Origin of the sequence: Metapseudomonas boanensis (assembly GCF_042232855.1) — a bacterium.
Classification (GTDB): domain Bacteria; phylum Pseudomonadota; class Gammaproteobacteria; order Pseudomonadales; family Pseudomonadaceae; genus Metapseudomonas; species Metapseudomonas boanensis.
The window spans coordinates 1561756-1579723 of record NZ_CP113889.1 but is presented as its reverse complement, the minus strand read 5'-3'; the positions used below and the strand labels follow the sequence as shown (position 1 = coordinate 1579723).

Sequence of the window (17968 nt, the reverse complement as noted above, 5' to 3'; positions counted from 1 at the left end):
TCCTGCCTAGCCACAGAGGTAGGTGCCGGTCCCGACCGCAACCAGAGTGCCGTCATCCGCGTGCAGTTCCGAGCGCACCACCGCAACCTTGTTGCCTGAGCGCAGCAGTACGGCGGTGGCGGTGAAGTGTTTGCCACGCCCGGGCCGCAGGTAGTCGATCCGAAGGTCAATGGTGCCGAGCTTGGACAGCCGAGCCATGCGCTCCGTGCCGGTCAAGTGCTGATGGCGTTCGAAGGCGCCGATCAGCGCCATTGCGCCTCCTACTACATCGAGCAGGCTGGAAATCACCCCTCCGTGGAGAATGCCGTGCACGAAGTTGCCGATCAGCTCGTCCTTCATCGGCAGGTGCATGACCACCTTCTCGGTGGACATCTCGCCCAACTGGATCCCCAGCACGCGATTGAACGGAATGCGTTCGAAGAAGCCGCTCACGGCCTGATGAAGCTCAGGGGTGAGGGTGAAGTCGGATGGGGTCATGGTGCCTCCTGTATGCCCGATTGCCCGACGCTGCCGCAGGATGAGGTGCTGTGCCAGTGGCTTGGCGGGAGTGGCTGGAGGATTGGCCGGATCGGCACGCGGACGGGCAGCGTGAACTGCCCGTCCAGGGTGGTCAGTGCGTCAGCTCGAGCACGCGGTCGACCAGCTTGTTGATGCCTGCGGCGGCCTCGCTGATCGATTGAGCCAACATGTAGGCCGGGGTGGTCACCAGCTTGCGCTTCTCATCTTGGACGATCTCGCTGACCTCGCACTCGACGTGCTGGGCACCCATTTCGGTGAGGGCGGCGGCAGTGCCGGCGTCGTTGCCGATGGTGCAGGAGACGCCCGCGCCATAGATCTTCGCCGCCAGGGCCGGGGAGATGCAGATCAGGCCAACCGGCTTGTGCGCTTCAGCAAAGCCACGGGCTGCGGCCAGCACGTCGGGCTGCACTGTGCAGCTGGCACCACTGAGGGCGAAGTCGGAAAGGTTCTTCGCAGCGCCGAATCCGCCGGGCACGATCAGCGCATCGAAGTCCTCGGCCTTCAGTTCGCGCACGTCCTTGATTTCGCCGCGGGCGATGCGCGCCGACTCCACCAGGACGTTGCGGCTTTCCGGCATTTCGTCGCCGGTGGTGTGATCGATCACATGGTGCTGGGCAATGTTCGGTGCAAAGCACTGCACCTTTGCGCCGCGTTGATCCAGACGCAGCAGGGCGATCACGCTCTCGTGGATTTCTGCGCCGTCGTATACGCCACAGCCGGACAGGATCACGGCAACTTTCTTGGTCATAGGTATCTCCAGGTCATGGGGTGGGGCCGAGGGTTTCCCGCAGGAAGGCCAGCGTACGCCGCTGGGCATCCTGGGCCAGCCCGGGTTGGTAGGTATTCAAGTCGCTGCGCTGGTCGAAGACATGGTCGGCATTGCCGTACTGCACGAGTTGCAATCGGCCGCCGTCCAGGCTGTCGAGCGCGGACAGGCATTGCTGGTGATCGGTGACGCTGTCCTTGCCGGCAAGGAACATCAGGACGGGCGCCGTGTTGCCCACGCCGTCACGCAGATGCGCCGGGAAGCCGCAGTAGGGGTAGAAGGCAACGACGCCTCGCACGCCACCCAGCGTCGCCTTGCCAGTGGCGGGGAAACCGTGGCCGGCGGCGCCGTCGTAAGCCAGCGCGTCGAGGATGGTCCAGCCGCCATGGGAGTAACCGAGCAGGGCCAGGCGCTGCTGGTCGATTTCCGGATAGCCATGGGCCAGGGCCAGGGCGGCATACACGTCAAGTGCGCGTTCGTTGCCCCATAACTGCTTGCCGTCACAGACCGGGTGCCAGTCGTTGATGCCACGGGCGGCATGGCTGTCGACGAAGAGCACGGCATAACCGGCCGGCAGCAGCCAGCTGGTCACGTTCTTGACGAATCCGGGGCTCTGGCCGCTGCAGCCGTGGAACACCAACACCGTAGGGAAGGGGCCCTTGCCGACAGGTGCGCGCAGCGTCAGGTGCGGCGCCAAGCGGGCGCTGGCGGCGTCGAGGTCGGCCGCCTGAGGCCAGAGAGCATTGCGATAGGGGTAAAGCCCGAGCAGGGCGACGCCAGCGGCGATTGTCAGGAAGATCAGTAGGGGCTTCAGGAGTCTGCGCATGCTGTCGTCATATGCCGGTTGTGTTGGCACGCCATGCCGAGGGCCTGGCCCGGCTGCGGGGTAGCATCCTAACGAGCAATCCTAGTCCTTGGATACGCATAACGATATGGCAGGCCCATGAATTACATCTTCTACGCAGTGCCTTTCTTCTTCCTGCTGATCGGGCTCGAACTGCTGGCCGACCGCTTGCGCGGGATGCGCAATTACCGCACCGCCGACACGCTTAGCAGCCTCGGCGCGGGGGTGCTGTCCACCACCAGTGGCTTGTTGACCAAGGGGCTGGGCCTGCTGACCTACAGTATTGCCTGGCAGCACCTGGCGTTGTTCGATCTGTCGGCGCAGAGCCTGTGGATGTGGCTGCTGGCGTTCGTCTTCTACGATTTTTGCTACTACTGGAACCACCGCCTCGGGCATGAGCGTAATGTGCTCTGGGCAGCCCACTCGGTGCACCACCAGAGTGAGGAGTACAACCTGTCCACTGCCCTCCGGCAGACCAGTACCGGCTTCCTCTTGGGCTGGATCTTCTACCTGCCGATGGCCATCGTCGGCGTGCCGCCGCTGGTTTTTCTCACTGTGGGCGCATTGAACCTGCTCTACCAGTTCTGGGTGCATACCCGCCATGTGCCGAAGCTCGGCTGGTTCGAGTGGGGGTTCATCACGCCGTCCAATCATCGGGTGCACCATGCGCAGAATCCCGTTTATATGGATCGCAACTACGGCGGGGTGTTCATTCTCTGGGACCGGCTGTTCGGCACTTTCCAGGAGGAGCTGACCGAAGACCCGGTGGTCTTCGGTGTGACCACACCGCTGGCCAGCTGGAATCCGCTGTGGGCCAACCTGCAGTTCTATGTGCATCTGTGGCACGACGCGATGCGTGCCGAGTCCCGTTGGGACAAGCTGCGCATCTGGTTCATGCGCACCGGCTGGCGGCCGGCGGACGTGGCCGCGAAGTATCCACAGGCCAAGCCGGACCTCGGACAGTTCGTCAAATTCGAGGTGCCCCTGGGGCTGGGGCAGACGTGTTACGCCGTGCTGCAATTTGTGCCCTACGTGGTGGCGGGTACTTATCTGTTGGGCAGGGGGGCTGAACTGGTCAGCGGAACAATGTGGCTGGGGCTGGCCTGGATGGCGTTCGGTCTTTATGTGATCGGTGCCTGGCTGGAGAACCGCCCCTGGGCGTGTGCCCTGGAACTGGCTCGCCTGCTGGCGAATTGGCCTGTGCTCTGGTTGGCCATGGACCTGGGGCTGTTGCCATTCGGAGCCATCGCTGCATGGCTGTTGCTGGCCTACAGCCTGGTCAGCCTGGCCGGACTGTTTGGCTTGCCTCGGCGAAAAACGGCGCTGGTGCTCTGATCAGCGCCGGCCATTGCTGCGCAATCGGCGGCGCAACCAAAGCATCCCACCGATTGCCAGCAGGCCGCCAAGGACCATCAGCTCATAGCGCTTCAGATTGCCCAGCATGCCCTCGAGCACGGCGCCGAAGTGGAAAGCGGCAAAGCCCAGGGCCAGCGCCCAGATGATGGCGCCGATGCCATTGAGGATCAGGTAGCGCAGTGGAGGGTAACCGGACAGGCCGATCGCCACTGGCATGACGGTGCGCAGCCCATAAACGAAACGGAAGCTGAGAACCCAGATGTCCGGATGGCGGCGAATGTGCCTGAGCGCACGTTCGCCCATCGCCTCCCAGCGTGGCCGGCGGGCCAGGAGCTGGCGGCCCTTGTGGCGTCCCATGTAATACCACAGCTGGTCCCCGGCATAGCTGCCGAAGAAGGCTGTGGCCACCACGTAGTTGATGTCCATATAACCGCGGAAGGCGAGGAACCCGGCCAGGACCAGGATGGTCTCACCCTCGAAGAAGGTGCCGAGGAAGAGGGCGAGGTAGCCGAAATCCTGAAGAGCTTGTTGCAGCATGGAATGGGCTGGGCAGCGAAATGAACGCGCAGCCTAACCGGGATGGCGTCTGGGGAAAAGCTTCTGGCTCCCCGGAGCGGATCCGTCGTCGGCTGGCTGTCCCTTGCGGCGCCTGACGTGGGCCGTGCTAACGCGACCAAGGGTCGCTGTCGCGGATTGTTACCATTCGGTCATAATCGGAGCTTATATTGTCAGACTGCGTCCGATCCGGGCCCTGGAGTTTGCTGTGAGCTTTACCCCCGCCAACCGCCTGTTCCCCGCCACCCGACTGCGCCGTAATCGTCGTGACGACTTCTCCCGTCGCCTGGTGCGCGAGAGCGTCCTGACGGTCGATGACCTGATCCTGCCGGTGTTCGTGCTCGATGGCGAAAACCGCCGTGAAGCCGTGCCCTCGATGCCCGGGGTGGAGCGCCTGTCCATAGACCTGCTGCTCGAAGAAGCCGCCGAATGGGTGGACCTGGGTATTCCGGCGCTGGCGCTCTTCCCGGTGACGCCGCTGGAGAAGAAGTCCCTCGATGGCGCCGAGGCCTGGAACCCGGAGGGTATCGCCCAGCGTGCCATTCGCGCCCTGCGTGAGCGCTTCCCGGAGCTGGGTGTGATCAGCGACGTGGCCCTGGACCCCTTCACCACCCACGGCCAGGACGGCATCCTCGACGACAACGGCTACGTGCAGAACGACATCACCGTCGATGCGCTGGTCAAGCAGGCGCTGTCCCACGCCGAAGCCGGCGCTCAGGTAGTGGCGCCATCCGACATGATGGACGGTCGCATCCAAGCCATCCGCGAAGCTCTGGAATTGGCCGACTTCCCCAACGTGCGCATCATGGCCTACTCGGCCAAGTACGCCAGCGCCTACTACGGCCCCTTCCGCGATGCCGTCGGCTCGGCCGCCAACCTCGGCAAGGGCAACAAGGCCAGCTACCAGATGGACCCGGCCAACACCGACGAAGCCCTGCATGAAGTGGCGGCCGACCTGGCCGAAGGTGCCGACATGGTGATGGTCAAGCCGGGCATGCCGTACCTTGATATCGTGCGCCGGGTGAAAGATGAATTCCGCGTGCCGACCTTTGCCTACCAGGTCAGCGGCGAGTACGCCATGCACATGGCCGCCATCCAGAACGGCTGGCTGAGCGAGGCGGTCATCCTCGAATCCCTGGTGGCCTTCAAACGCGCCGGTGCTGATGGCATTCTCACCTACTTCGCCAAACGCGCCGCAGAAATGCTCAAGACGGGAGCCTGAACTCCCCCCAGGAACTGCAGATGAACACCGAAGGACTCAATCCCAGCGCATTGCTAGAACCCGTTGCCGAGGCTCAGATCACCCCTGAGCCGGCGCCTCAGGAGGCTCTGGTGGCGCCCGTCGCTGCCCCTGCACCTGCACCTGCACCTGCGCCCGCGCCGGCCCCCGCCCCGCTGGTGGTGCCCAGCCTGGATGACAGCAGCCTGTACATCCATCGCGAACTGTCCCAGCTGCAGTTCAACATCCGCGTGCTGGAGCAGGCGCTGGACGAGTCCTATCCACTTCTCGAGCGTCTGAAGTTCTTGCTGATCTTCTCCAGCAACCTGGACGAATTCTTCGAGATTCGCGTTGCCGGGTTGAAGAAACAGATCACCTTCGCCCGTGAGCAGGCCGGCGCTGACGGCCTGCTGCCGCACCAGGTGATGGCACGCATCAGCGAGCTGGTGCACGAGCAGGTGGCGCGGCAGTACACCATTCTCAACGACATCCTGTTGCCCGAGTTGGCCAAGCACCAGGTCAACTTCATTCGCCGTCGCTACTGGACCGCGAAGCTGAAGAGCTGGGTGCGTCGTTACTTCCGCGACGAGATCGCGCCGATCATCACCCCCATCGGCCTGGACCCGACGCACCCCTTCCCGTTGTTGGTGAACAAGAGCCTCAACTTCATCGTCGAGCTTGAGGGGGTCGACGCCTTCGGCCGTGACTCCGGTCTGGCGATCATCCCCGCTCCGCGCCTACTGCCGCGGGTCATTCGCGTGCCAGAGGACATCGGCGGGGCCGGGGATAACTTCGTTTTCCTCTCCTCGATGATCCACGCCCATGCCGACGACCTGTTTCCTGGCATGAAGGTGAAGGGCTGCTACCAGTTCCGTCTGACCCGTAACGCCGACCTCTCGGTGGACACCGAGGATGTCGACGACCTGGCCCGCGCCCTGCGCGGCGAGCTGTTCTCCCGTCGCTATGGCGATGCGGTGCGCCTGGAAGTGGCCGACACCTGCCCGAAGAACCTGTCCGACTATCTGCTCAAGCAGTTCGGCCTGGCGGAAAGTGAGCTGTACCAGGTCAATGGTCCGGTGAACCTGACCCGCCTGTTCAGCATCACTGGCCTGGAAAGCCATCCGGAGCTGCAGCACGCCACCTTCACCCCAGTGATTCCCAAATTGCTGCAGAAAGCCGAGAACCTGTTCAACGTGGTTGGCAAGCAGGACATCCTGCTTCTGCATCCCTTCGAGTCTTTCACCCCGGTGGTGGACTTCCTGCGCCAGGCGGCCAAGGACCCGAACGTCCTGGCGATCAAGCAGACCTTGTATCGCGCCGGTGCCAACTCGGAAATCGTCGACTCCCTGGTGGAGGCCGCGCGCAACGGCAAGGAAGTCACCGCGGTGATCGAGCTGCGTGCGCGCTTCGACGAAGAGTCCAACCTGCAACTGGCGAGCCGCCTGCAGCAGGCAGGTGCGGTGGTGATCTATGGTGTGGTCGGTTTCAAGACCCACGCCAAGATGATGCTCATCCTCCGTCGCGAAAACGGCGAGCTGCGCCGCTATGCGCACCTCGGCACTGGCAACTACCACGCCGGCAACGCGCGCTTGTACACCGACTACAGCATGCTGACCGCCGATGATGCCCTCTGCGAAGACTTGCACAAGCTGTTCAACCAGTTGATCGGCATGGGCAAGACCTTGCGTATGAAGAAGCTGCTGCATGCGCCCTTCACGCTGAAGAAGACCATCCTCGACATGATCGCCCGCGAGACCCTGCACGCCAGTGAAGGCAAGCCTGCGCACATCATGGTCAAGGTCAACGCGCTGACCGATCCGAAGGTCATTCGCGCCCTATACAAGGCCAGCCAGAGCGGTGTGCGCATCGACCTGGTGGTGCGCGGCATGTGTTGCCTGCGCCCGGGCATCCCGGGGGTGTCGCACAACATCCAGGTGCGCTCGATCATCGGCCGCTTCCTCGAACACAGCCGCATCTACTACTTCCTCAACGGCGGTGACGAGAAGATGTACCTCTCCAGTGCCGACTGGATGGAACGCAACCTCGACATGCGCGTCGAGACCTGCTTCCCGGTCGAGGGCAAGAAGCTGCTTACCCGCGTGAAGAAAGAGCTGGAAGCCTATATCGCCGACAACACCCAGAGCTGGGTGCTGCAACCGGACGGCCGCTATCTGCGCAACAGCCCGAGCGGCAACCAGAACTCGCGCAATGCCCAGATGCTCCTGCTGGACAAGCTGACCAACCCGCCGATCAGCGTGCGTTGAGCCAGCCATGAATAACGGGGCCCTTGGGCCCCGTTATTCGTTGCAGCTGCGGTCAGCTGACCTTAAGCACCACGTCGATGCGCTTCAGCCACTGGGCCTCCTGCTCGAAATCGGCCTGGGTCAGCGGATTTGCCTCCAGCCAGCCCTTGGGGAACTGCACGGCAAAGATGTTGCCATCGGCCTTCAGTTTCACCTGGGGCATGGCCGAGGTACCGCGGATGTGGTGAAAGAGAATGGCGAAGCGCAGCAGCACGCACAGGCGCAGCAGTTTGGTGCCTTCGTCGCCGAACTCGGCGAACTTGTCCTTGGGGATGTTGCGGCGGTGGCCGCGCACCAGTAGCGCCAGCATCTGCTGGTCCTGGCGGGAGAAACCGGGCAGGTCGGAATGCTCGATCAGGTAGGCACCGTGCTTGTGGTAGTGGTAATGGGCGATGTCCATGCCAATCTCGTGAACGCGTGCAGCCCACAACAGCAGGTCGCGGTGCCAGTCGTCGTCCAGCTCCCAGCTGGATGCCACTTCCTCCAGGGCCTTCAGGGCCTTCGCTTCGACCCGTGCCGCCTGCTCGATGTCCACATGGCAGCGTTCCATCAGTGCACTCAGCGTGCGCTCGCGAACATCCTCATGGTGGTGGCGGCCCAGCAGGTCATACAGCACGCCTTCGCGCAGTGCGCCCTCGGAATGGGTCATTTGCTTGAGTTCGAGCGCCTCGAAGATCGCTTCGGTGATCGCCAGGCCAGCGGGGAAAATCGGACGGCGATCAGGCTTGATGCCCTCCAGTTCCAGTTTGTCCACCTCACCTAGCTTGAAGATCTTGCGCTTCAGCCAGGCCAAGCCTTCAGGGTTGATTTCGCCACCGCCGAGACCGGCGGCCTGGATCGCCAGGCCCACCGCGCGGATGGTGCCGGATGCGCCAACGGCCTCCTGCCAGCCGAGGCGGCGCAGGCTGTACTCGATGCCCATGAGTTCCAGGCGCGCGGCCGTATAGGCCTGTGCATAACGTGCCGGCGTGATCTTGCCGTCGCGGAAATAGCGCTGGGTGTAACTGACGCAGCCCATCTGCAGGCTTTCCCGTAGTTGCGATTCGAAGCGCTGGCCGATGATGAACTCGGTGCTGCCGCCGCCGATATCAGCGACCAGCCGACGTCCGGGGTTGTCGGGCAGGGTATGGGAGACGCCGAGGTAGATCAGGCGGGCTTCCTCACGCCCGGAGATGACCTCTACCGGGTGGCCGACGATTTCCTCGGCGCGGCGGATGAACTCGCTGCGGTTCACAGCCTCGCGCAGGGCGTTGGTCCCGACGATCCGTACGGAACCCTCCGGCAGGCCGATGATCAACTGGGCGAAGCGGCGCAGGCAGTCGAGGCCGCGCTGGATAGCCTCTTCGCTCAGGTTGCGCTCCTCATCCAGGCCGGCAGCCAGCTGCACTTTGTCCCCCAGCCGCTCAAGAATGCGGATCTCACCATGGTCGACCTTGGCCAGCACCATGTGGAAGCTGTTCGAGCCAAGGTCAATGGCAGCGATCAGGGATGGGGTTTCGGCAGGGATATCGGGCATGGTCTGGGTCTCGAGGCTGAACCGCGCAATCCTGCCACGGTTGCCTTGTCGAGCCAACGTGAATAGCGGTACGTCAGTACCACTAGCTCTGTTGGCGGGACAGGACTGCGGCTGGTGCGGGTCTCTGGAATTTGGCTTGCAGAGCTCACTATAGGCGGGCTGTAACCTGCGAGTGTGGGCCAAGGTTGCCTGTTGGTCGTGTATCGGGGCCTGATCGTCGTCAAGGAAATTGACGCGCAATCGCCGCTCGATCAGTTTTTACCCGTACAGCCATAGGCAAGCTCAATCGCCCTCGGCTTTCGGTCATCTGAAAGCCGGGCTATGATGGCTCCACTTTTTTGCTTCCGAACCACGGAGATTTTCCATGAGCGAGTTCATCACCAACGTCACCGATGCCAGCTTCGAGCAGGACGTGCTTAGTGCCGAAGGCGCGGTGCTGGTCGACTATTGGGCCGAGTGGTGCGGTCCGTGCAAGATGATTGCGCCGGTCCTCGACGAAATCGCCAAGGATTACCAGGGCAAACTGAAGGTCTGCAAGCTGAACATCGACGAGAACCAGGACACCCCGCCGAAGTATGGCGTGCGTGGCATTCCGACCCTGATGCTGTTCAAGAACGGCAACGTCGAGGCCACCAAGGTAGGGGCTCTCTCCAAGTCCCAGCTGGCGGCTTTCCTTGACGCCAACATCTGATTGCCAGGGCGGCCTGTGCGTCGCCTGAACGTGATCGAATCGTACGAAAAAGCCCCGCCTTGAGTGGGGCTTTTTCGTACTTCACTACTAGACGACCCGTTGCACTGGTGTTACATTCGGACCGCTGCTTCATCTACGCAGCCCCCTGCATGCCGTCGCCGACGCACTCCTAACTCGAATAAGCACAGCGATCCTGTCGCCTTCTCGGCGGCGCGGCCTCCAAAGCTCAATGCTTTCCTCTCTCCATATCTATCTACGTCATTCCTATGAATCTGACCGAACTCAAGCAAAAGCCGATTGCCGAACTTCTGGAAATGTCCGAAGCCATGGGCCTGGAGAACATGGCCCGTTCGCGCAAGCAGGACATCATCTTCGCCTTGCTGAAAAAGCACGCGAAGAGCGGCGAGGAGATATCCGGTGACGGCGTGCTGGAGATTCTCCAGGACGGCTTCGGCTTCCTGCGCTCCGCCGACTCCTCCTACCTGGCCGGCCCCGACGATATCTACGTTTCGCCCAGCCAGATCCGCCGCTTCAACCTGCGTACCGGCGACACCATTGTCGGCAAGATTCGCCCGCCGAAAGAGGGCGAGCGCTACTTCGCGTTGCTCAAGGTCGACTCGATCAACTACGACCGACCGGAGAACGCCAAGAATAAGATCCTGTTCGAGAACCTCACGCCCCTGTTCCCCAATGAGCGCCTGAAGATGGAGGCCGGTAACGGCTCCACCGAAGACCTCACCGGCCGCGTGATCGACCTGTGTGCGCCGATCGGCAAGGGCCAGCGTGGCCTGATCGTGGCGCCGCCGAAAGCGGGCAAGACGATCATGCTGCAGAACATCGCGGCCAACATCACCCGCAACAACCCGGAGTGCCACCTGATCGTCCTGCTGATCGACGAGCGCCCGGAAGAAGTGACCGAGATGCAGCGCACCGTGCGCGGCGAAGTGGTTGCCTCCACCTTCGACGAACCGCCAACCCGCCACGTGCAGGTTGCCGAAATGGTGATCGAGAAGGCCAAGCGCCTGGTCGAGCACAAGAAGGACGTGGTCATCCTGCTGGACTCCATCACCCGCCTGGCGCGTGCCTACAACACCGTGATCCCGAGCTCCGGCAAGGTACTCACCGGTGGTGTCGACGCCCATGCCCTGGAGAAGCCCAAGCGCTTCTTCGGTGCCGCGCGCAATATCGAGGAAGGTGGTTCGCTGACCATCCTCGCTACCGCGCTGGTCGAGACTGGGTCGAAGATGGACGAGGTGATCTACGAAGAGTTCAAGGGCACTGGCAACATGGAGCTGCCGCTTGACCGTCGAATCGCCGAGAAGCGCGTATTCCCTGCGATCAATATCAACCGCTCCGGCACCCGCCGTGAAGAGTTGCTGACCGCCGAGGACGAGCTGCAGCGCATGTGGATCCTGCGCAAGCTGCTGCACCCGATGGACGAAATCGCCGCCATCGAGTTCCTGCTCGACAAACTGAAAGACACCAAGACCAACGAAGAATTCTTCCTGTCGATGCGACGCAAGTAAGTCTTGGATATGCCGCAAGGGCCGGGGAAACCCGGCCTTTGTGTTTCCGTAATAGCGCTTTGACCTTCTGAATAACCCAGTTCGGCGCTAAACTTTGCGCCCCGACCTGCACGCCCCAAGAGGCTCAAGCATGCAGTATCGCGACTTGCGCGAATTTATCACCGGCCTGGAAAAGCGTGGCGAGCTGAAACGCATTGGCGTCCCGGTATCGCCTGTGCTGGAAATGACTGAGATCTGTGATCGAACCCTGCGCAAGCAGGGCCCGGCCCTGCTGTTCGAGAAACCCACGGGCTATGACATCCCGGTGCTTGGCAATCTGTTCGGCACACCTGGGCGCGTTGCGCTCGGCATGGGCGCCGAAGAGGTTTCGGAGCTGCGCGAGATCGGCAAGCTGCTAGCCTTTCTCAAGGAGCCCGAGCCGCCCAAGGGGCTGAAGGACGCCTGGTCGAAACTGCCGATCTTCAAAAAAGTCATTGCCATGGCACCGAAGGTGCAAAAGGATGGCCCCTGCCAGGAAGTGGTCGAGGAAGGCGACGATGTCGACCTGTCGAAACTGCCAGTGCAGACCTGCTGGCCCGGCGACGTGGGCCCGCTGATCACCTGGGGTCTGACGGTAACCCGTGGCCCGAACAAGGATCGGCAGAACCTCGGCATCTATCGCCAGCAGGTGATTGGCCGCAACAAGGTCATCATGCGCTGGCTGAGCCACCGTGGCGGTGCGCTCGACTACCGTGAGTGGTGCGAGAAACACCCTGGTCAGCCGTTCCCGGTGGCCGTTGCCCTGGGCGCGGACCCGGCGACCATCCTGGGCGCTGTCACCCCGGTTCCCGATAGCCTCTCCGAGTACGCCTTCGCTGGTCTGCTGCGCGGCAACCGCACCGAGTTGGTGAAGTGCCTGGGTAATGACCTGCAGGTCCCGGCCACTGCCGAAATCGTCCTGGAGGGCTTGATCTACCCCGGCGAGATGGCAGACGAAGGTCCCTATGGCGACCACACCGGCTACTACAACGAAGTCGACCGCTTCCCGGTGTTCACCGTGGAGCGCATCACTCGCCGGCAGAAGCCGATCTACCACAGCACCTACACCGGGCGGCCGCCGGATGAGCCAGCAATCCTCGGCGTGGCGCTGAACGAAGTCTTCGTGCCGATCCTGCAAAAGCAGTTTCCCGAGATCACCGACTTCTACCTGCCGCCTGAAGGCTGCTCCTACCGCATGGCGGTGGTGACCATGAAGAAGCAGTACCCGGGGCACGCCAAGCGCGTAATGCTGGGCGTGTGGTCGTTCCTGCGACAGTTCATGTACACCAAGTTCGTCATAGTTACCGACGACGACGTCAATGCGCGGGACTGGAACGATGTGATTTGGGCCATCACCACGCGCATGGACCCCAAACGCGATACGGTGATGATCGACAATACGCCGATCGACTACCTCGATTTCGCTTCGCCGATCTCTGGGTTGGGTTCGAAGATGGGCCTGGACGCCACCAACAAGTGGCCGGGCGAAACCAATCGCGAATGGGGCAGGGCGATCGTCCAGGACGAGGCGGTCAAGCGTCGCGTCGACGAACTCTGGTCATCTTTGGGAATCGAGTGATGCGTGTCACCCTGCAACCCTCCGGCGCAATCATCGAGGCGGCTCCCAGCGAGCGCATCCTCGATGCCGCGCGCCGCCTCGGCTATGACTGCCCGCAGAGCTGTCGCAATGGTAACTGCCATATCTGCGCCGCTCTGCTGGTGGAGGGACGAGTCCGCCAGAACGGCGTCGAACTGAGCCAGGGCGAGCTCTTCACCTGTCTGGCCGAACCCCTCGAGGATTGCGTGCTGCATTGGGATGGTGTGCTGGCGCCGGGCAAGCTGCCGGAGCGCGAGCTCAACTGCCAGCTCAGCGAGTGTGTGCCGGTGGGCGGCGATGTCTGGCGGGTCCGTTTGCGGACCCCGGCGGGGAAACTGCCGCGCTATCACGCCGGGCAGTACCTTCTGATCGAGCGCGACAGTGGCGATTGCGCTGCGTTTTCGCTGGCCTCGGCACCATGGCAGGGGCGCGACCTTGAGCTGCACATCCTTGCCCGCGAACCCAGCGCCCAGGCCTTGATCGAGCAACTGCAACGCAGCGGCATGGCGCGCGTGCGCATGCCCTTCGGCGATACCCACCTCGCCGAATTGCCGAATGGCCCACTGGTGCTGATTGCAGCAGGCACGGGTATGGCGCAGATGCACAGCTTGATCGAGCATTGCCGCGCAGCGGGCTTCAAGCACCCAGTGCATCTCTACTGGGGTGTGCGCCTGCCGGAAGATTTCTACGAGTTGACGCATTGGGCCGAGTGGCAGGAACTGGACAACCTCAGCCTGCACCAGGTAGTCAGCGACCAGTGCGGCTGGACCGGGCGCTGCGGCTTGCTGCATGAGGCGGTTTGCGAGGATTTCCCCGATCTCAAGTCACTGCACGTCTACGCCAGCGGCTCTCCCGCCATGGTCTACGCCACTCTGGATGCGTTGGTGGCGGCCGGCATGGATGCCCATCAGATGCGCGCGGATGTGTTCGCCTATGCGCCTAGGGCCTGATGCCTCGTAAATGACAAAGGCCGCCGGAGGGCGGCCTTCAATCTTGGTGCTTCGTAGGATGCGTGCGCGCACCTGCACTCCTTCTCGGAGCCATTGGTGCGCGTGGCGTGCCCTATGGATCTGCCTCAGCGCACCTCCACCACCACCTTGCCCACAGCCTGACGCGTGGCCAGGGCGTTGATGGCGTCGGCCGCACGCTCGAGGGGGAAGGTCTGGGACACCAGCGGCTTCAGCTTGCCTTCGGCGTACCAAGCGAACAGCTGCTGGAAGTTGGCCAGGTTGTCCTGGGGCTGGCGCTGGGCGAAGGAGCCCCAGAACACGCCGACCACCGACGCACCCTTGAGCAACGCGAGGTTCACCGGCAGTTCCGGGATACGCCCGCTGGCAAAGCCCACTACCAGCAGGCGGCCATTCCAGGCGATGCTGCGGATTGCGGCGTCGAACAGGTCTCCGCCCACCGGGTCGTAGATCACGTCCGCGCCCTGGCCACCGGTAAGTTCCTTCACGCGTTCCTTGAGGTTCTCTTCGTTGTAGTTGATCAGCGCGTCGGCGCCGGCTGCCTTGGCTACCGCCAACTTGTCCGCACTGCTGGCCGCAGCGATCACGCGCGCGCCCATGGCCTTGCCGATTTCAACAGCGGCCAGCCCGACACCACCCGATGCGCCAAGCACCAGCAGTGTCTCGCCCGCCTTCAGGTTCGCGCGCTGTTTGAGCGCATGCATCGAGGTGCCGTAGGTCATACCGAACGCAGCCGCGGTGTTGAAGTCGATTCCCTTGGGAATCGGCATCACGTTGTATGCCGGCGCGGCAACCTGCTCGGCGAAGCTGCCCCAGCCGGTCAGCGCCATCACACGGTCGCCCGGCTTGAGATGGCTGACCTTTTCACCTACTGCCGCGACGATGCCGGCCGCTTCGCCGCCCGGCGAGAAGGGGAAGGGCGGTTTGAACTGATACTTGCCTTCGATGATCAGCGTATCGGGGAAGTTGACGGCGGCAGCAAAGACGTCGATCAGAATCTCGTTCTTTTTCAGTTCCGGACTGGCGATTTCTTCCAGCACCAGCGTGTCGGCGGGCCCGAAGGCTTTGCAGAGGACGGCTTTCATCGGGAGGCTCCTGGGCGTTGGGCAAGTGTGCCCGCAATCTTTGGTCCCGGGCGCATGGCCTTGCAGTGTAGGTGGCGGGCCTTTAGGGTCAATCAGCATGCCCGGATCTGATAGGGCGGCATAAACATTCGGTCTTGGGCCCGCTGGCGGCTGTGGCTATGCTAGGCGCCATTCGTCCCGAGGAATGACCCTGGTGAAAAGACTGACTGCATTACTGCTGGCCCTGACCCTTCCCCTGTTGGCCATGGCTGAGGAAGAGCCCAAAGGGGACGAGGCGCCCAAGGTCGCCTATATCGACCTGGTCCCGTCGCTGGTGGGCAATTATGGCATCGGGCCGCGTCTGAAGTACTACAAGGCGGATATCTCGCTGCGTGTCGCCAGCACTGATGCCGAGATCAAGGTTACCCGTCACGAGCCGTTGATTCGCAACCAACTGATTATGCTGTTTTCACAGCAGACCGATGAGACGCTGGGTTCTCCCGAGGCCAAGGAGCAACTCCGCCAGGAGGCGCTCAAGCAGGTCCAGCAGGTCCTGCACAGCGAGGAAGGGCAGCCGCTGGTGGATGACCTGCTGTTCAACAACCTGATCTTTCAGCCCTGATTCGGCCCCCACAGGCAGGTGCGATTGCGCCCCTCGTGCTTGGCCCGGTAGAGCGCAGCGTCACTACGCGCAACGAGGCTGTCGGGTTGCTCCTCGCGTGCGGGGTCTGACACCGCAATCCCGATGCTCAGGGTCAGCCGGCCATCGATACCGTCCGGGTGCGGTATGCACAGCATCTCGACCTGTTGTCTGACTCGCTCGGCCACATTCAGCGCACCCTGTTCCGAGGTGTTGGCGAGGATGATCGCGAACTCTTCGCCACCGTAACGACAGGCCACATCGCCTTCTCGCTGGAGGCTCTCCTGAAGGACCACGGCGACTCGGCGCAATGCATCGTCGCCCGCCTGGTGACCCAGGCGATCGTTGAAGGCTTTGAAATGGTCCACGTCCAGCATGAGTAGGGCCAGCGGCGCGCCGACTCGGCGCAGGCGTCGCCATTCGCCGCTTAGCTGACGGTCGAAATGGCGTCGGTTGTACAGCCCGGTCAAGCCATCCTGATGCGACAGCCGCTGCAGCCGCGCTTCCAGTTCGAGCCGTTCGCGATTGTCTCGCGAGACGCCGATCAGGTACTCGCGCCCGTTGCGCTTGACCAGTTGGGCGCTGATCTCGGCTGCCTGCAGGCTGCCGTCGCTGCGTCGCATTTCGCGCTGGAAGATGGTGGACTGCTTATCCAGATGGGCCTGATGGACGCTCTCCAGCCAGGCGTGGAAGCCTGGCAGCAAGTGTTCAGGGTCGTCCTTCAGGCGCTGGCGGAAATCTTCGGCGCTGTAGCCCAGGCTGCTGTAAGTGGCCTGGTTCATGTGCAGCACGTCCCGGCTGGCGAGGTCGAGGATGAACAGCCCGTCCCGACTGGAGTCGGTCAAATCCAGGACCAGTTGCAGGCGCTCGCGGCTTTCGCGTAGCTCCTGCTCGGCTTCCTCGCGTTGCCTGACCTCCTGGTTGAGCCGTCGATAGCCCGTTTGCAAGGCATCGGCGCGCCGCGCGTTCTCCAGGGCCAGGGCCAGGGCAGCGACCAGCAGCAGGCTGGTGAGCAGTCCGGCACCGAAGACGAAGCGGGGCAGGGGCGAGCTGAGTTGCTTGACCAGCGCGGAGGTGGGGCTGAGCTGCAGCGCGAAATGGCGATTGTTCAGCAGGTGCAGTGGGACCTGCTGCTCGAGCTCGTTCAGACTCTGGGGGCGCTCACGGTGATATAGCGGTTTTCCGGATTCCAGCAGGCGAACGCTGAAATCTTCGTTGTCCAGGCCCTCGAGAAGCTTGTCCATCAGGCGCTCGACGCGAAACACGCCCTGGAGGAAGCCGTCAAATGTCTGCGCATTTTGGTCGTTGGCGATATAGAGCGGTGTGTACAGGACGAAGCCGCGCCCCCCCTGAACCAGCTCGACACTATTGGAGAGCTGTGGCTGGCCACTGGCCTTGGCCTGCATGGCCAGGTTGAAATTGGGGTGGTTGGGCGTCAGGCGGAAGCCGCGGGCTGCCTCGTTGCCCTTGAGCGGCTGCACCCAGCGGAGCTTCAGGGTGGAGTCCAGCCACTGGATGGATTGATAGCCCTGGAAGTGGTCCAGGGCGAACTGGGCTTCCAGCATCCACTCATCATGGGGGATGCGTCCGCGATGGTTCCATAGCAGCGCCATGCGGCGCAGGGCTTCGACCTCATCGGTCAGACTGTTTTCCAGTCGGATGGCCAGGGTCCTGGCCTGGAATCCGACACGTTCCCCGATGGCGTCCTGCTGGGCGCGCTCCATTTGCTGGAAGAGCAGCAGGCTGGTGCCTGACAGGACCAGGAGCAACAGGGCCAGTGCCAGTCGTAGCAGCCAAACGGGAGGTGAATGCAGCATCGGCAAGCCCCTGGGAATACAGCTTCGTCATAGCACAGGGCCATGGGCGACTCAACGCAATGCGAGCACGCCGCTCCATTCTTCTTCGGTGACCGGCATCACTGACAGGCGGCTGCCTCTTTGCACCAGCGGCATACCCGCCAGGACTGCCTGTTCGCGCAGGCGGGCGAGGGGGATCACACGAGCGAAGGCCTCGACGAACTCCACGTCGCGCGCGCTCCAGGGGTTCTTTTCCGCGCTGGCCTTGGCGTCGTGGTAGTGGCTTTGCGGGTCCAGTGCAGTCGGGTCCGGATACGGCTCCCCGATGAGGCGGGCGATTCCGGCAATGCCCGGTTCGGGGCAACTGGAGTGGTAGAAGAAGAACAGGTCGCCGGGCTGCATCGCGCGAAGGAAGTTGCGCGCCTGGTAGTTGCGCACGCCATCCCAGCGCGCTGTGCCGAGCCGCTGGAGGTCATGGATGGAGAGCTCGTCGGGCTCTGACTTCATCAGCCAATAAGGCATGAACTTTGCTCCTGCTCGTAAGTCATTTCTGCGGACATCAAAGCTTGGCCCGGCTGTCGGCCGGTTGG

General features: G+C 62.9%; 16 protein-coding genes. 8 read left to right on the top strand and 8 right to left on the bottom strand.

What is annotated here, in order from left to right; all coding sequences use genetic code 11:
• Positions 1–6 precede the first annotated feature (6 nt).
• From OXH74_RS07190 to OXH74_RS07180, 3 genes are all read right to left on the bottom strand, one after another.
• A complete protein-coding gene (locus tag OXH74_RS07190; protein ID WP_215372165.1) occupies positions 7–477 on the bottom strand; it encodes a thioesterase family protein in 471 nt (156 codons plus the stop codon).
• Between the two features lie 133 nt (positions 478–610).
• Positions 611–1267: an isoprenoid biosynthesis glyoxalase ElbB gene (gene elbB / locus OXH74_RS07185; RefSeq protein ID WP_375740651.1), complete on the bottom strand. Its 657-nt coding sequence runs from the start codon at positions 1265–1267 to the stop codon at positions 611–613.
• Positions 1268–1280: 13 nt separating this feature from the next.
• The gene (locus tag OXH74_RS07180; protein WP_375740650.1) at positions 1281–2111 is read right to left on the bottom strand and encodes a dienelactone hydrolase family protein; all 831 of its coding nucleotides are present in this window, start codon (positions 2109–2111) and stop codon (positions 1281–1283) included.
• 117 nt (positions 2112–2228) lie between these two features.
• Here OXH74_RS07180 and OXH74_RS07175 point away from each other — a divergent pair, with 117 nt between their 5' ends.
• Positions 2229–3464 carry a sterol desaturase family protein gene (locus OXH74_RS07175; RefSeq protein ID WP_375740649.1) on the top strand — a complete coding sequence of 412 codons (1236 nt, stop codon included), beginning with the start codon at positions 2229–2231 and terminating at the stop codon, positions 3462–3464.
• Here the strand turns inward: OXH74_RS07175 and OXH74_RS07170 are convergent, their stop codons facing one another.
• Positions 3465–4022, bottom strand: a complete 558-nt coding sequence (locus OXH74_RS07170; RefSeq protein ID WP_375740648.1) for a DedA family protein — start codon at positions 4020–4022, stop codon at positions 3465–3467.
• A gap of 226 nt (positions 4023–4248) precedes the next feature.
• Here OXH74_RS07170 and hemB point away from each other — a divergent pair, with 226 nt between their 5' ends.
• The gene (hemB, locus tag OXH74_RS07165; protein ID WP_375740647.1) at positions 4249–5262 is read left to right on the top strand and encodes a porphobilinogen synthase; all 1014 of its coding nucleotides are present in this window, start codon (positions 4249–4251) and stop codon (positions 5260–5262) included.
• Between the two features lie 20 nt (positions 5263–5282).
• Entirely contained in the window at positions 5283–7523 is a 2241-nt protein-coding gene (ppk1, locus tag OXH74_RS07160; protein ID WP_375740646.1) for a polyphosphate kinase 1, read from the top strand.
• Positions 7524–7575: 52 nt separating this feature from the next.
• Here the strand turns inward: ppk1 and ppx are convergent, their stop codons facing one another.
• Entirely contained in the window at positions 7576–9078 is a 1503-nt protein-coding gene (gene ppx, locus OXH74_RS07155; protein WP_375740645.1) for an exopolyphosphatase, read from the bottom strand.
• Positions 9079–9442: 364 nt separating this feature from the next.
• Here ppx and trxA point away from each other — a divergent pair, with 364 nt between their 5' ends.
• The 4 genes from trxA (at position 9443) to OXH74_RS07135 (ending at position 13860) form a co-directional block, all read left to right on the top strand.
• The gene (trxA, locus tag OXH74_RS07150; protein WP_375740644.1) at positions 9443–9769 is read left to right on the top strand and encodes a thioredoxin TrxA; all 327 of its coding nucleotides are present in this window, start codon (positions 9443–9445) and stop codon (positions 9767–9769) included.
• Positions 9770–10035: 266 nt separating this feature from the next.
• Positions 10036–11295 carry a transcription termination factor Rho gene (gene rho / locus OXH74_RS07145; RefSeq protein ID WP_215372145.1) on the top strand — a complete coding sequence of 420 codons (1260 nt, stop codon included), beginning with the start codon at positions 10036–10038 and terminating at the stop codon, positions 11293–11295.
• Between the two features lie 130 nt (positions 11296–11425).
• Positions 11426–12892, top strand: coding sequence for a 4-hydroxy-3-polyprenylbenzoate decarboxylase (gene ubiD / locus OXH74_RS07140; protein ID WP_375740643.1), 1467 nt, complete (start codon positions 11426–11428; stop codon positions 12890–12892).
• The gene (locus OXH74_RS07135) at positions 12892–13860 is read left to right on the top strand and encodes a CDP-6-deoxy-delta-3,4-glucoseen reductase (protein WP_375740642.1); all 969 of its coding nucleotides are present in this window, start codon (positions 12892–12894) and stop codon (positions 13858–13860) included. The genes ubiD and OXH74_RS07135 overlap by 1 nt, the downstream gene beginning before the upstream one ends.
• A 125-nt stretch (positions 13861–13985) precedes the next feature.
• Here OXH74_RS07135 and OXH74_RS07130 read toward each other — a convergent pair whose 3' ends face one another.
• Complete coding sequence (locus OXH74_RS07130) at positions 13986–14963, bottom strand: NADPH:quinone oxidoreductase family protein (protein WP_375740641.1); 978 nt, start codon at positions 14961–14963, stop codon at positions 13986–13988.
• 193 nt (positions 14964–15156) lie between these two features.
• On the opposite strand from OXH74_RS07130, the gene OXH74_RS07125 reads away from it, so the two are divergent.
• A complete protein-coding gene (locus OXH74_RS07125) occupies positions 15157–15564 on the top strand; it encodes a flagellar basal body-associated protein FliL (protein WP_375740640.1) in 408 nt (135 codons plus the stop codon).
• Here OXH74_RS07125 and OXH74_RS07120 read toward each other — a convergent pair.
• Together OXH74_RS07120 and OXH74_RS07115 are read right to left on the bottom strand one after the other, a co-directional pair.
• Positions 15555–17399, bottom strand: coding sequence for a diguanylate cyclase (locus OXH74_RS07120; RefSeq protein ID WP_375740639.1), 1845 nt, complete (start codon positions 17397–17399; stop codon positions 15555–15557). The genes OXH74_RS07125 and OXH74_RS07120 overlap by 10 nt on opposite strands.
• Before the next feature lie 51 nt (positions 17400–17450).
• A complete protein-coding gene (locus OXH74_RS07115; protein WP_375740638.1) occupies positions 17451–17900 on the bottom strand; it encodes an EVE domain-containing protein in 450 nt (149 codons plus the stop codon).
• Between the last annotated feature and the right edge of the window lie 68 nt (positions 17901–17968).